Origin of the sequence: Membranihabitans marinus (assembly GCF_019802045.1) — a bacterium.
Classification (GTDB): domain Bacteria; phylum Bacteroidota; class Bacteroidia; order Chitinophagales; family Saprospiraceae; genus Membranihabitans; species Membranihabitans marinus_A.
In genome coordinates, this window is the sequence record NZ_JAHVHU010000014.1 from 1 (window position 1) to 15,557 (window position 15,557).

Below are 15,557 nucleotides of genomic sequence, written 5' to 3' on the forward strand. Positions count from 1 at the left end.
GATACCTTAAAGTATGGAGCGGGTGCCACTATAACTGATGTATCGGTCAGTTATGTGGGTGTAGAAGGAACTACAGGGACAACTAATTATACCAATTTTGACGGACAGTCTGATTATCTCATTATAGATGATGAGCAGGTTGGAACCGGAAAGGAGGATGTATTCGAGGTGAAAGTGACCTTTGCAGTGGATCCTGCTGCGGTCACTCCTCAGAGTGCGGACTGTGAACTCACAGAGGGTGAAGAAGGAACGGGCTTGCTGAACACTGCTGAAGTCAGCGACGGCGTTCCGTCGAAGCGTGATGATGCCTGTACAGATATGCCGAATCCATCGGTCAATATCGTGAAGACGGTAACGGCAGGACCGACGTCTACGGGCAATGTGAATGAATATACGATTACGTATCAGGTTGAAGTGAGTAACACAAGTGACGCTCTGGCATTCTATGATTTGTCGGATACCTTAAAGTATGGAGCGGGTGCTACTATAACCGATGTATCGGTCAGTTATGTGAGTGGAGATGGCGAGACCGGAACAACTAATTATACCAATTTTGACGGACAGTCTGATTATCTCATTATAGATGATGAGCAAGTTGGAGTAGATCAAGTGGATGTATTCGAGGTGGAAGTGACCTTTGCAGTGGATCCTGCTGCGGTCACTCCTCAGAGTGCAGACTGTGAACTCACGGAGGGGGAAGAAGGAACGGGCTTGCTGAACACAGCTGAAGTCAGCGACGGCGTTCCGTCGAAGAATGATGATGCCTGTGCAGATATGCCGAATCCATCGGTGGATATCGTGAAGACGGTAACGGCAGGACCGACGTCTACGGGCAATGTGAACGAATATACGATAACGTATCAGATTGAAGTGAGTAACACAAGTGAGGCTCTGGCATTCTATGATTTGTCGGATACCTTAAAGTATGGAGCGGGTGCTACTATAACCGATGTATCGGTCAGTTATGTGAGTGGAGATGGCGAGACCGGAACAACTAATTATACCAATTTTGACGGACAGTCTGATTATCTAATTATAGATGATGAGCAGGTTGGAGTAGATCAAGTGGATGTATTCGAGGTGGAAGTGACCTTTGCAGTGGATCCTGCTGCGGTCACTCCTCAGAGTGCAGACTGTGAACTCACGGAGGGGGAAGAAGGAACGGGCTTGCTGAACACAGCTGAAGTCAGCGACGGCGTTCCGTCGAAGAATGATGATGCCTGTGCAGATATGCCGAATCCATCGGTGGATATCGTGAAGACGGTAACGGCAGGACCGACGTCTACGGGCAATGTGAACGAATATACGATAACGTATCAGGTTGAAGTGAGTAACACAAGTGACGCTCTGGCATTCTACGATTTGTCGGATACCTTAAAGTATGGAGCGGGTGCCACTATAACTGATGTATCGGTCAGTTATGTGGGTGTAGAAGGAACTACAGGAACAGCTAATTATACCAACTTTGACGGACAGTCTGATTATCTCATTATAGATGATGAGCAGGTAGGAACCGGTAAGGAGGATGTGTTTCAGATCGTTGTGACTTTTGAGGTGGATCCTGCAAAGGTTACGTCTCAGAGTGCGGACTGTGAACTCACGGAGGGTGAAGAAGGAACGGGCTTACTAAATATAGCGGAAGTCAGCGACGGCGTTCCGTCGAAGCGTGATGATGCCTGTACAGATATGCCGAATCCATCGGTCAATATCGTGAAGACGGTAACGGCAGGACCGACGTCTACGGGCAATGTGAATGAATATACGATGACGTATCAAGTTGAAGTGAGTAACACAAGTGACGCTCTGGCATTCTATGATTTGTCGGATACCTTAAAGTATGGAGCGGGCGCTACTATAACCGATGTATCGGTCAGTTATGTGGGTGTAGAAGGAACTACAGGGACAACTAATTATACCAATTTTGACGGACAGTCTGATTATCTCATTATAGATGATGAGCAAGTTGGAGTAGCTCAAGTGGATGTATTCGAGGTGGAAGTGACCTTTGCAGTGGATCCTGCTGCGGTCACTCCTCAGAGTGCGGACTGTGAACTCACAGAGGGTGAAGAAGGAACGGGCTTGCTGAACACAGCTGAAGTAAGTGACGGCGTTCCGTCGAAGAATGATGATGCCTGTGCAGAGCAACCTTTGATATGCAGTACAACAGTTAATCAACATGTCAGTTGTAATGGCGGTGATGATGGTATGGCGACAGCAAGTGCAGTTGGAGGTTTGGTTCCGTTCAGTTTTGAATGGTCAAATGGTGATAAAACTGCTACGGCATCTAATCTAAGTGCCGGAACTTATATCGTAATAGTAACCGATGCATTAGGAAATACCAGTAAATGCGAGGTGACAGTAAAAGAGCCCGATCCATTGTCCCTGACTTGCTCCTCTAATTTCGAGAGTAACGAATTGAACTGCAATGGAGATACCGATGGGGAAGTAAAAGTATCTGTATCTGGTGGTACGGAGGACTATACCTATAATTGGGTCAATATGAATGATCTCCAGACCTCGATAGGAGACGGAGCTTCTGTGATGGGTCTCGGAGCAGGCACCTATAAAGTGACGGTTACGGATGCGAATGGATGTACTGCCACTTGCGAGGTCACGTTGTCGGAGCCTGATCCATTGATGTTTTGTGTGGATTTGGAATGTGCCGGTATCACCGATGGTCCTGCTCAGACCTATGTTACGGTCCACCCTATGGGTGGAACTCCGGGGTATCAATACCAGGTTTTGTATTCGGCGGATCAATCAATCCACACGGACTGGACAGACATTTCATATGGTGGAGTGTTTACCTTGCCGGATGGTGGATATATTTTGAGGGTACGAGATGAGAATGGATGTATCGCTACTGCTGAAGAATGTGAAAATATTCTCCAGCCAAGATTGGATCTCAGAAGTACTTATAGCTTAAACCCACCTAGTGAAATCGAGATTAATGCGAGTTGTTGCCGAATATTTTGTAATGATGCTGCGACATTTGAATGTAGTGATGAAGAAGGTATCCAGGCGTGGTTAAATGGAGGTGCCTATCGGCTTGAAGGCGATTGTTCTGGTCTTACCGTGGTTCACGATTTGGATACGATAACGGGTTGTGGTATTTATGAAGTAACCTTTACTATCGTTGACGCAAATGGTGATCCTGACCGGGATGATCAAGGTCAGGTCAAGTCGTGTACTAATACTTTGATAATTCAGGACACGAAAGCCCCTGTTATCGTAGTGGAATCGCTGAAAACGTTGGATTGTAGCGAGAGTATAGAATTTGACGAACCTGAAATTTTTGACAATTGTGATGATAATGTAGAAGTTGAAGTATCTACAGAATGGTATATTGATGGATTTGCAGATTGCCGACATCGCAGAACATGGACCGCCACGGATGATTGTGGGAATACGAGTACGGCGACCCAAGTAATTCAAATCATTGATTCCGAACTTCCGGAACTGGTTCCGGTGCATCCTTTGCTTCAGGGATTGGGTGATGGTGATTCGATATTCGTCGAATGCAGTAAACCGGCATTTTTTACAACGGCTGCCTTTGAAGTCAAACAGGATTGTTCCAAATGCCCTCAGAACTTGACCGTTAACATGGATGATTATATCAATTTTCATCATTGTGAAGATGGAAAGGAACTGCAGGAAATCGTGTGCTGGTGGTACGTGACCGATAAATACGATCGTACGGTGCGACATACCATTCATATTTTCATGATGGATCGCATGCCGCCTGAATTCGTTAGTGTACCTGAAGATAAAACCATTGCCTGTGATGCCCCGGTGGAGTTTGGTCAGGTAGTGACCTATGATGCGTGCAGCAAGAATGTATCTTTGACACATCGGGACACGTTTGGTGTGAATGCTGCTGGTCAGAGTACGATTACCCGGGTATGGACAGCAACCGATGGATGTGGAAACTGGGACACAGCTTCACAGACCATTACCCTGGAAGGAACCGGGCCTGTGTTCTCTAGTTTGCCGGAAGACAAAGTCTTGCCCGCAGGATCCGAGATTGTTTTTGATGATCCGGTAGCGGGTAGTAGTTGTGGTGAAGTAAACATCACTGTGGACGGGGATGATGCTGTGGCTGGTGATCAATGCGCAGGATGGACGTATACCCGGACCTGGAAGGCGGTCAGTGCTAATGGGTTGTCTGCCACAACCTCGCAGACCATTACAGTCAAACCTGATGATGAAGCGCCGGTATTTAATAAAATGCCCGGGGATGTGGTGTTGCCGTGTGGGTCAAAATTACCTCCATTCAATATTAGTGTGACTGATAATGTGGACGAGGGCGTGGTCATATCTGTAGCTTCTACGGCGGAAGGAGAAGGCTGTGATCAGGTGATTACCCGAACCTGGACAGCAACAGATGCATGTGGAAATGCGTCATCGGTTAGTCAAGAAGTACGGTTTGCTGCGAATTTGGACATTGCCTTTACCTATGTGCCCGGCACTTTTAGAGGGAATATTGGAGATTTAGTGCCCGAAGATATGGCGGTAGCCTCTTCGCAATGCACAGAAGGTGAAGTTGTGATCTCCGTGGAGGATAGTGTAATACAGGATGCCACGTGTGATCGATCGATTCATCGGCTCTTTATAGCTACGGACGGATGTGGGAACCGAGATACAGCGGTGCAGGTGATTGCTTTGATCGACAATGTTCCCCCTGTGTTGACCAACACTATAGCTGGTAAAAGTATAGAGTGTGGTGACTCGGTGGTGTATGACGAGCCGGTATTTGCGGACAATGTCGGAATAGAGTCTGTGATAACTACAGATACAGTGGTCCGTGAACAATGTAATGGTTACTACAAGAGGACCTGGTTGGCGATCGATTCGTGTGGAAACTCGACCGAGGTCAGTCAGACCCTGACCATTCTTCCGGATACAAAAGCTCCGGAATTTACCACAAGAGACAGCATTGTCCAGATTGGTTGCAAGGATACGATGCCTGATTTTTCACCTGTAGCTTTTGATAATTGTTCCTCACAAGTTGCCCTTGAAATGGAAGAAACGACCACAGGTACCTCTTGTGATGAGCGGACGGTTCGTATTTGGACGGCCACGGACAGCTGCGGGAACAGTTCCACGCTGAAGTGGGAGATAATCCGTCGGGATACTTTGGCTCCACAGTTCGACCACATCCCGGAAGACTATAGCGTGCTGTGTATAGAGGATGTGGTATTTGATACGCTGAGCGTCACAGATGACTGCACGGACTCTGTTCAAGTGAATTATATGGACCTGAAGCGAGAGGGGAATTGCTTTACCGGATTTACGATCAGCCGTATCTGGCGGGTGATGGATGATTGTGGAAATATGAACCAGACCATGCAAAACATCTTTGTAATGGGAGATACCATGGCACCGATGATTACGGAGGTTCCTGCTGATACGGTGGTTGCCTGTGGATTTGATCTTCCAGAACAAACGGTGGAAGTGGCTGAGAATTGTCGCGTTGATACAGTAATGGTCCGGCAAGACTACCGACCACTCGGAGTGAAGGATTGTGCAGACGGGGCTGGATACTACCTCATCCGAAGCTGGGTGGCGGTGGATCAATGTGGTAATCGGGATACAGCAAGTCAGTATATTGCAGTTCTTGGCGAAGGGCAGACGAGCCTGACGGCTTTTGTAGAAGTACCGGCTACAAAAATTGTATCGTGTGTTAGCGAGGCTGTATTTGGAGAGCCGGTTGTAAAATCAACGTGTGATTCTATCGCAATAACGACAGAGGACTTTACTCTGGGAGAACCGTGTGGACCTGAATACAAGATGATCCGGGAATGGACGGCGACGGATACCTGCGGTCAATCTGTGTCGACGTACCAGACGATAATTATCCGTCAGGATACCACAGCTCCACTTTTAAGCCTGGAGTATCCGGTGAAGTTTATGGGCTGTGGCAGTGACGCCACGGAGGAGTCTTTGACCTTTGATCAACCGGTGGTCCGTGATCCTTGCGGTACTGAATTAACGCAGACGGAAAATGAAACCATTTTTGATAGCAGTGACGCTGATTCTATACAGGTAAGAACGTGGACCTATATGGATCAATGCGGGAACCAGTCTTCGATTAGCCAGCAGCTGATCTTTGGATTGAATGATACGGATGATTATTTTCACTCGGAACGAGACACGTTTAATCTGAGCTGTGTGTTTGACATGGAAACACATCGCCCGGTGGTATACAGCTGCGACACCGTCCTGGTGAGTTATGAAGATGTGGTGTCAGACTCTACGTGTCATAATCAGTTGACCGTATTGCGGACCTGGACTGCATCGGATACTTCCGGTAATGTGGACCGTTATGTACAACTGTTTATGATTAATGATGAAATCGCTCCGGTGATTGAGTTGGCGAGTGATACTTTGCATATGACCTCCTTGGAATATGCCACAAACGGTGCAGAATCAAACATTGTGTCCGTGTCAGATAACTGTGGTTCGGTCACTGAAGAGGTCAGCATTACAAAGCAAGAACGTAACGGTGAGGTGTGGTATGAGTATACCGTGTATGTGAGTGATGAGTGCGGAAATTCCACTACGGAATACTTTGTAGTCATCATATCAGAGAAGCCCCCAATCGTAAATCTGCAGTATAACAGTCCGGAAGTCGTGGCTCAAGTGTCCGGCGGGGTGGCTCCCTTCGACTATTCCTGGAGTTACCTTCGTCCTGGCAAGCAGGGTTGGGTACCTGTGAAGGAAAGTGGGAATAAAATAAGTCTGAAGAACATGGGGATGATCCACAAGGTCAAGGTCCGTGTTCGTGATGCACAGAATCAGTGGAGTGAAGGGCAATTGGACTTGATGGTGACGAAAGATGTTAAACGGAACATTACTCTTCATCCCAATCCGGCTCGTGATTACGTAGAAGTTCGAATGGAAATGGAAGATATAAACCGAATAGAATTGTACAATATGTTGGGCCAAAGAGTGAAAGTCTACGAATTTGATGCTCTGCGGGATCAATCGAGGATGCAGTTGGATCTGCGGGATGTACTGCAGGGATCATATACGCTTCGCTTTATTAATGATTACAGAGTTTACACCAGGTCATTAATTAAAGTAAATTAGAATATTTTTAAGTGTGCCTGAAAAGGGTACACCGGGAAGTTTGTTTCTTAAGGGGTTGGCTCTCTCTTCCTTCAGGAGGAGGGGGCCTTTTTTTTGGAAGCTGAAAAGATGGTTGCTAAAAAGCGCAGGTATAACCTGAGCTGGACTGTGTATTTTTTGATGAATAAAATTGGAGAATATTCGGATTACATCCGGAAATCATGAATTCAGAGGATGTCGCTAATTAACCTATATAAACGACTCTATGGAGATTTTTATGATCTGTGTAGGTATCGAGAATAGTAAAGTATCGCTTGTTCCGTAAGATTGCCTGACCAGCCTGGTCGAAAAATCTATTGATGTTACTAGCCCAAACCCAGAAATATCATAAGCAATACGAAGAAACATGTGTAATGATTTTCCAGTCCTTGCCGCACCACTTTTAAGGCCTGAACCAGATGGTTTTTAGCAGTATTTGGTGAAATTTTCAACTTGACGGCGATTTCTTCGAGTGAAAGTCCATTTTTCCGACTTAAAATATAGACCTCTTTTTGTCGGGGCGAAAGCGAGTTAAGTAATTCTTCGATTTCGTTTTCAAGCTCTTCTTTGTAGATGTCCAGCAAGACGGAATTCGATTGCCGCTCCATGTGATACCATACCGTCTCTTGATATTTTTTTTCCGTAGCGAGCTTTCGGTAGTGATCTGTGAGGTGATTCCGGGCCAGGGTATACAACCAGGCATCGAGATTGTCAATGTTTTCAAAGGTGTCTTTCTTTTGCCAGAATTTCACAAAAACATCCTGGGTCAGGTCCTCAGCGAGAGCGGGAACCTTAACGTGTTTAAGGAAAAATTGGTAAATAAAATCTCGGTAGGACTCGTAAATCTTATTCATTTTCACATTCTTGATCGCGTGAAATTAACGGAATTGATCGGAATTCAAAACTATTTTTCAGGCAACTTGCAGAAATATTAAAATTGTGAAAATTTATTGAAAATATATAGTCCCAATTGGTTTGTAATTCGTCAATAGAATGGCGGAAACTGACTGAAAGAGTGAAGAGGCTTTTGATCAACCTGATTTTTGCCTTATTGCGGAGTTAAAATTCAGCGATCAAATGTGAATAGAAATAAAATAACGGTATACTTGCCAAATTTGTCGAGTAGTACGTTTGAAATATTATAAACATTGACGAAAATGACAATTATTAGAATATTGATATAATTATATACAATAAATTTATATGAAACAATTATCTACTTTTATATTTATTGGAATCTGTTGGTGCCTGGTTGCCACCCATCAGAAGGCCTATGCGAGTGACCGCCAAGGGGCCGGTCTGACTGTGGAGCAAAATCGGGTTGAGGTGAATGTGACAGGACAGGTGACCGATAAAGATGGTGAAGCTTTGATCGGTGTTAACGTGATCGTCAAAGGAACCAACAAAGGGACGGCAACGGATTTTGATGGTAACTATTCATTGGAAGCGGTCGATGACGATGCGATATTGGTGTTTTCTTACATCGGATATCAGACGCTTGAAGAATCTGTTGACGGACGAGACGTGGTAAATGTTGTCCTGCAAGACGATTCACAAACCCTCGATGAACTGGTCATCGTCGCCTATGGTGAACAAACCAAAGAAAGCGTGATTGGCGCCATCACTACGATGTCCACAGATGACCTGAAGATACCGGTGAGTAAAATCAGTAATAGTCTGGCGGGACAATTGGCCGGAGTCGTCTCTGTACAAGGTACCGGGGAGCCCGGTGCGGGATCTTCCTTTTGGATCCGTGGCGTAAGTACCTTTGGGGCGAACAACCGTCCACTGGTGTTGGTCGATGGGGTAGAGCGGTCACTTGACCTGGTAGACCCGGAAGATGTCGCTTCTTTTTCTATTCTAAAAGATGCGACCGCCACGGCAGTGTATGGGGTCCGGGGGGCTAACGGCATCGTATTGATTACGACTAAAAGAGGTAGGGAAAGCGAGAAACCTCTCATTAACGGAAAGGTTGAGTATGGGACGCTGTCACCGACCCGATTACCGGAATTGGCCACAGCCGAACAGTGGATGGATTATTACAATGATATCACATTTAGTGCGTCCAACCGAATTCCTTTCCCGGAGCACGAAAAGCAAAAATATTTAAGTGGGGAAGATCCGGATCTGTATCCAAATGTCAATTGGATGGATCAGATTTTCAAACCATCCACGACCAGCCAACGGGCAAATCTCAATGTAAGTGGTGGTGGAAAAGTTCTGCGATATTTTGTTTCGGGTTCTTACTACAATGAGAATGGAATTTTTGATCCCAAAGTCACCAAGCAGTACAATCCGTCCATGAACTACGATAAATTTAATTTTCGATCCAATCTGGATGTCGATTTGTCCTCATCCACGACCGTAAGCTTGAGTTTGTCCAATCAATATGAAACAAAAAATCGTCTTGGGGTGGCACTGGGTACCATGTATCAAATCCTGATGACTACACCCTCTATTTCCATCCCGACTGAGTATTCTGACGGAACACATGCTCAGCCTCTGGTAGGAAGCAACCCGTATTATTCACTCAACAGTACCGGATATTCTCAGGATTTTTGGAATAACTCTCAGGCATTGGTTGGATTGAAGCAAGATCTATCCGGTATCGTGACGCCGGGTCTGGAATTTAATTTTAGATTTTCATGGGATGCATACAACGGGTCAACGCTGGATAAACGGAAGCACCCGGCCACCTATTATGCCACCGGCCGCGATGAAAACGGAGATTTGATTCTACATAAAAATGCTGACGGAAGTGATTATTTGTCCCTGGCCCGATCGAACCGTGGAAACCGCACGACGAACCTGGAGTCTAGCTTGAATTATAAACGAACTTTTGCGGATGATCATCGCGTGGGTGGTTTGTTTTTGTTCAATATGCGGGAACATACGAATAATTTTCCAGGTAGTTTTATAGCTGCTTTTCCCAACCGGAACATTGGAGTCGCTGCCCGGGGGACATATTCTTACCGGAACACTTATTTTGTGGAAGGAAACTTTGGATACAACGGTTCAGAAAATTTTGCACCCGGACATCGATTTGGGTTTTTCCCATCCGTTGCACTCGGCTATATGGTGAGCAACGCGCCCTATTTTAAAGAAGTTTTCCCGTATGTTTCTCTGTTGAAATTGAAAGGTTCTTATGGGGAGATCGGCAATGATAAGATTGGGGGAAACCGGCGCTTTGCTTTTAACTCAGAAATGCAATTTACAGGCGGGTATCATTTTGGACGGACGGGCCAACAATGGCGTGGGGGGATCGCAACAGGACACCCTGGAAACCCTAATGTAGCCTGGGAAAGTGCTCTTAAGCAGAATGTTGGAATCGAACTTGGTCTTTTCCATGAACTGGAGATTCAGGCAGACTTCTTCTATGAAAAGCGGGAGGGAATCTATATTCTCCAGGAGAGCGTGCCCTCCATCGTGGGGGTCAATGTACCTCAGTATGTTAACCTGGGTCGGATGGAAAACCGCGGGGTTGATGCTTCTTTGGAGTACACGAAAAACATCAATGACTTTACCATCCAGGTTCGAAGCAATTTTACTTTTAACCGAAATAAAAAACTGTATGATGATAAGCCCACACCGATATGGGCCTATCAATCTGAGGTCGGTAAACCGCTCTATCAGCAAAGAGGGTTGATCGCACTGGGCTTGTTTGAGTCTTATGCAGATATTGAGAACAGTCCGGTTCAGAAATTCGGAGATGTTCAGCCCGGTGACGTGAAATACAAAGACATTAACGGTGATGGGGTGATCGATAGTTACGATTTCGTAGCCATAGGTCGTACCCATATTCCGGAAATTAGTTATGGCGCCGGGGTGTCGATGGGATGGAAGGGCGCTGACCTTTCCCTCTTTTTTCAAGGGGTAGAGAATGTGACTCGGATTCTGAGTGGGAATCCGGTAGTAGGTCCTTCGGGAAGTATCTTGGTCAATGGTCAGATCTTTTCTGATCTTGCGGATAATCGATGGACAGCAGCCAATCCGGATCCACAGGCCAAATACCCACGCCTCCACCTGGCTTATAATGAAAACAATCGCCACCATTCCACTTTGTTTCAACGCGATATGAGCTTTTTACGGTTAAAACAGGCAGAACTAGGCTATACACTTCCTGAGAACTTCACCGAGAAAGCAAAAATGTCTACTGTGCGTGTTTATGTGCAGGCGGTGAATCTTTTTACGTTTAGCAAATTCAAACTTTGGGACCCCGAATTGAGTACGAGTTATGGAGCAATTTATCCCCAAATGAAAACCATAAATTTTGGATTAAACATCAAGATATAAAAACTGACTTATGAATATTATACCGAAATATACCCTGTTGTTTATTGTGCTGATCCTGGGTCTTAGTTCCTGTGAAAGCTACCTTGACGTAGAACTGCAGAACCAGCTGACCCTGGATGAAGTGTTTGATAAACGAGAAACCACCGAGTCCTACCTGGCTCAGATTTATGGTTATTTGCCCGATGAACAGAATATTGTCACCGGAGATGGTACCGTGGTGCCGCGCAGCGATGAAGCCCTCTTTTCCTGGTTGTCCGGTGTGGGGTGGCTGAATTTTAATAATGGATCATGGGGGCCAACCAGTGGTGCCTATCAGACGTGGCAGCACGACTACAATGGTATTAATCAAGCCACTATTTTTATCAATAATGTTGATAAAAACACAGAACTCAACGCAGAGACCATTGCCGTGATGAAAGCAGAGGCGCGTTTTTTACGGGCTTACTTTTATTTTACCTTGCTAAGAAAATACGGACCAGTTTATATCTGGGGTGATCAGCCTTCCGACATTACGATACGACCAGAAGAAATCGATCGGCACAGTCTCCAGGAGAACCTGGACTTTATATTGTCTGAATATGACAAAGCCATTGAAGTATTGCCCCGCCAGGTGACCGATGAAGCTTGGGCAGGACGTATTACCAAAGGTGCTGCGATGTCAGCCAAATCACGATTAACCTTGTATGCGGCCAGACCTTTGTTCAATGGAACCCCACTGTATCATGGTATGAAGAACCATTATGGTGATTTTCTATTCCCTCAGTCGACCGACCCGGAGAAGTGGGAGGTCGCCGCGAAAGCGGCAAAGGCTGTCATTGACCTCAATCAATATACGCTAAATGAAAACACCAGTGAATCGGATCCGTTTAAGCGGGCCATCAAATCCTACATGGGCATTTTCTTTGACTTTTGGAATGATGAGGTCATTTGGGGACGTTGGTATAGCAATGCCCATTCGTTTGTCGTCCGGGCTTCTCCGCCACGGGTGGTTAAGCAAGGGTATGGCGGCTACAGCCCGTCATTAAAACTAGTGGATACATATCCCATGAAGGAATCCGGTCGGTACCCGGTGACGGGCTATACAGAAAACGGACAACCCATCATCGATCCGGCGTCTGGCTACAGCGATGAAGGGTTCACAAACCCCTACATCCACCCTTTGGATGATTTTGCACCCATCAACGCCCACAACAGCTGCGTAGGTCGCGATGCCCGGTTTTATGCGTCTGTATTGGCTAATGGAATGAACTGGATCAATACGTATAAAGGTGAAAAAGTGGTGACTTTTCATACTGGGGGTACATCAACCTATCAGCAATCTGGTGACTGCGTAAAATCCGGGTACTTGTGGCGACGTATGAGTGATCCTACGAACAACATCGAAGAAGGGAAATGGGGGCAGTTTGCCTGGCCTTACTACCGGTTGGCTGAAATATATTTGAATTACGCAGAAGCCTGCAACGAAAAGCCCAACCGGGATGAAGCTGAAGCGCTCCTCTACATCAACAAGGTACGCGCACGGAGTGGATTGAACAAATTGGAAGATGCTTATCCGGAGGTGATTGGAAACCAAGAATTACTGCGGGATCTATTACGAAAAGAACGTATGGTTGAGTTAGCTTTTGAAAGTCATCGCTATTACGATATCAGAACCTGGATGATCGCTGAAGAGGAATTCTCGGGTCCGAATTATACCCGCAATTTGTTAGCGACAGAATATGAAGAATCCTGGGGAAGAACGGATAAGGTGTTTCCTGGCGAAAAAGTGTTTGAACCTAAACACTATTTTTTCCCGATTCACCAGAACCAATTGAATGAAATGAAAAATATCACACAGAATTATGGCTGGTAAATTTAAAATAGCCCAAATACAAAGGACCATGGACAGAATACGAGTATTTTTTATGTTACTATTCCTGGGATTCACGACCTTGTTTTTTAGTTGTGAAGACAATAGACGCGTGGATATTGTCGAGGATAAGGTCTATCTTCTGGAGTCCGGATTCAATGAACAAGAGATGCTCAATATGGATTCTTATATCCATCACATCATGGTGATCAAAAGTGGGATTGGAACACAAAGCGGAACGGTGAAACTAGTGGTTGATGAGAATATTGTGGATTCCTACAACGAAGAACACGGTACGCAATACCAGGTTGTTCCGTCCAACTTGTATGAAATCTCTACCTCGGACATAGTGTTCAACAAGCAGGATTACCGGGTTCCTTTTGAAGTTCGTATGAATGCACCAGCCATCCGGGAACTTCAAAAAGAAAATTCAGAAGAATATGTGATCCCAATCCGGGCTGAGGTGGTTTCCGGTAATATTACAAAAGGGGAGCCGGAACAAATGGAGTCTTTGGTTTTACCACATGTAATTGATCCTTACCTATCATTTACAGATAACGGCTTGGTGTCTGGAAATACCATTGTAGATTTTGAATCACCGGATGAAACGTTGATTTTCTCCGAAGTAGAGGTGAATTTCGTAAATCAATGGAATATAGATTTTGAGGTAGAAGTTGATCCTGCTCTCGTCGTAGAATACAATGAAAGGAATGGAACAAATTATACTTCGTTGCATCCTGAAGCCTTTCAGATCGACGAAGAAACTCTTAGCTTGAAAGCTATAGATAATGATCATGCCTTCAAAATTTCCATTTCAAAACAAGGTTTTATTGATGCGAATGGGAATTATTTATTTGGGGATTACCTGATTCCTGTGGTCCTCACTTCCACAGATAAATTTGGAGTAGATCCTGAAAGACGTACACAACTTATTCCTGTAACTTTTCGACCGAACCGATTAGATCGGAGCAAGTGGGAAATTATTGATTGGAATTCATGTATTTGTGAGGAACCTCAGTATGAGGGTCTCGGACGGGTGCCTGAAAATTTATTGGATGGAGATGGAGATACTTATTGGGGGTCCAAATGGGATGAACCCAAACCATTTCCATACTATTTCGTATTTGATATGAAAACCAGTCACACCGTTTATCAGATGGACTTGCACAAGCCATTGAGTGCGAGCTGGCGAGGAAATGTGAAGTCGGGATATTTTGAGATTAGCAATGATGGAGAAACCTGGACGCGGATCGGGTCGTGGGAGATGCTTGGGAATGCACCCCGGGAACATGCATATCAAGTAGGACCTGCTTCTGGTCGTTACATAAAATTAGTCATCGAAGAAGCATTCACCTATGTGGATCAGGAAATCGGACCAGAAAGTGGTGCCAATGTTGACCTGGCTGAGTTTGTAGTCTGGGGAGAATAGGGGAAGATTACTACTTTCGTGCTCTGGTGTCTTCGAGCACGAAAGTTTTAGGACGGACAATTGTGGACCAGGGCGTCTGGGCATTGGTGCATTTCATGTAGATGAAAGGCTTTGATTCATAATAATTGGTGATACCGCACCATCCATTTTTTATCATTACGATTTCGTCCCCGGATTCCTACCCAACTCATTGAGTAGAAATTTGATCGAGCCGTTCAGTGGCTGATGATAAATAATTTGTGCCTTCTGATTCTGACCAAGAATGATATAATTATTCGGTTGGCGCACGGATCCCGTGAGCGACAAACCACGCTTAGGAGTAGTTGGCATAGAAGGGTGGCAACGAAGAATGTCAAATGTCTCCAGGCAGGCCTGTGGCATTCTTCCATTCAATATCCTGAACATGTGGGCAAATGTGCCGCTACCCGGTCCCAGGTAATTTAACCCGGTTTATTCATCTCGTCATTTATTAAGATGTATAATGAGCAGGGCATCAATTGCTTAAACTCCTAAATTGGGTATACTATATCGCCCAATTTTGGTTGATATTTGACTTTTGATTCATACATTATCCTCGGGATAGAATCCTCCCACAGCCACGGCGGGGACAGGTCGGTTCCCTCATCCAAGGTTCACCGAACCTTGTGCCCCGGCTAAGCCGAGGCTTCATTCGCTCATCTTCATCAACGATGGATTTACCATCTTTGGTCTGCGTTGCACTCCGACCATCTTCAGTCATTCCTGGCATCTGCACCTGTCTAACTGCCATTAAAACAATAATCAACGCCAGGTAGGTAAATCAAAAGCCATGAATTTTGCAGGTTAATTCGCTTTGCAATACTCCACACTTCAAAAATATTCAGACTAGTATAGTCC

The 15,557-nt window shown here is 45.3% G+C and carries 6 protein-coding genes; 4 read left to right on the top strand and 2 right to left on the bottom strand.

Annotated elements, in window-relative coordinates:
* Nucleotides 1-54 precede the first annotated feature (54 nt).
* Entirely contained in the window at nucleotides 55-7,092 is a 7,038-nt protein-coding gene (locus tag KUV50_RS14585) for a T9SS type A sorting domain-containing protein (RefSeq protein WP_222580911.1), read from the top strand.
* 344 nt (nucleotides 7,093-7,436) lie between these two features.
* Here the strand turns inward: KUV50_RS14585 and KUV50_RS14590 are convergent, their stop codons facing one another.
* Nucleotides 7,437-7,964: an RNA polymerase sigma factor gene (locus KUV50_RS14590; RefSeq protein ID WP_222580912.1), complete on the bottom strand. Its 528-nt coding sequence runs from the start codon at nucleotides 7,962-7,964 to the stop codon at nucleotides 7,437-7,439.
* A gap of 349 nt (nucleotides 7,965-8,313) precedes the next feature.
* On the opposite strand from KUV50_RS14590, the gene KUV50_RS14595 reads away from it, so the two are divergent.
* The 3 genes from KUV50_RS14595 to KUV50_RS14605 are packed head-to-tail and all read left to right on the top strand — an operon-like array spanning nucleotide 8,314 to nucleotide 14,681.
* Nucleotides 8,314-11,403 (top strand): SusC/RagA family TonB-linked outer membrane protein, encoded by a 3,090-nt coding sequence (locus KUV50_RS14595; RefSeq protein WP_222580913.1) that lies wholly within the window; start codon nucleotides 8,314-8,316, stop codon nucleotides 11,401-11,403.
* A 10-nt stretch (nucleotides 11,404-11,413) separates the two neighbouring features.
* Nucleotides 11,414-13,255, top strand: coding sequence for a RagB/SusD family nutrient uptake outer membrane protein (locus tag KUV50_RS14600; protein ID WP_222580914.1), 1,842 nt, complete (start codon nucleotides 11,414-11,416; stop codon nucleotides 13,253-13,255).
* 28 nt (nucleotides 13,256-13,283) lie between these two features.
* The gene (locus KUV50_RS14605) at nucleotides 13,284-14,681 is read left to right on the top strand and encodes a BT_3987 domain-containing protein (protein WP_222580915.1); all 1,398 of its coding nucleotides are present in this window, start codon (nucleotides 13,284-13,286) and stop codon (nucleotides 14,679-14,681) included.
* Nucleotides 14,682-15,249: 568 nt separating this feature from the next.
* Here KUV50_RS14605 and KUV50_RS14610 read toward each other — a convergent pair.
* Nucleotides 15,250-15,450 (bottom strand): hypothetical protein, encoded by a 201-nt coding sequence (locus KUV50_RS14610; RefSeq protein WP_222580916.1) that lies wholly within the window; start codon nucleotides 15,448-15,450, stop codon nucleotides 15,250-15,252.
* Between the last annotated feature and the right edge of the window lie 107 nt (nucleotides 15,451-15,557).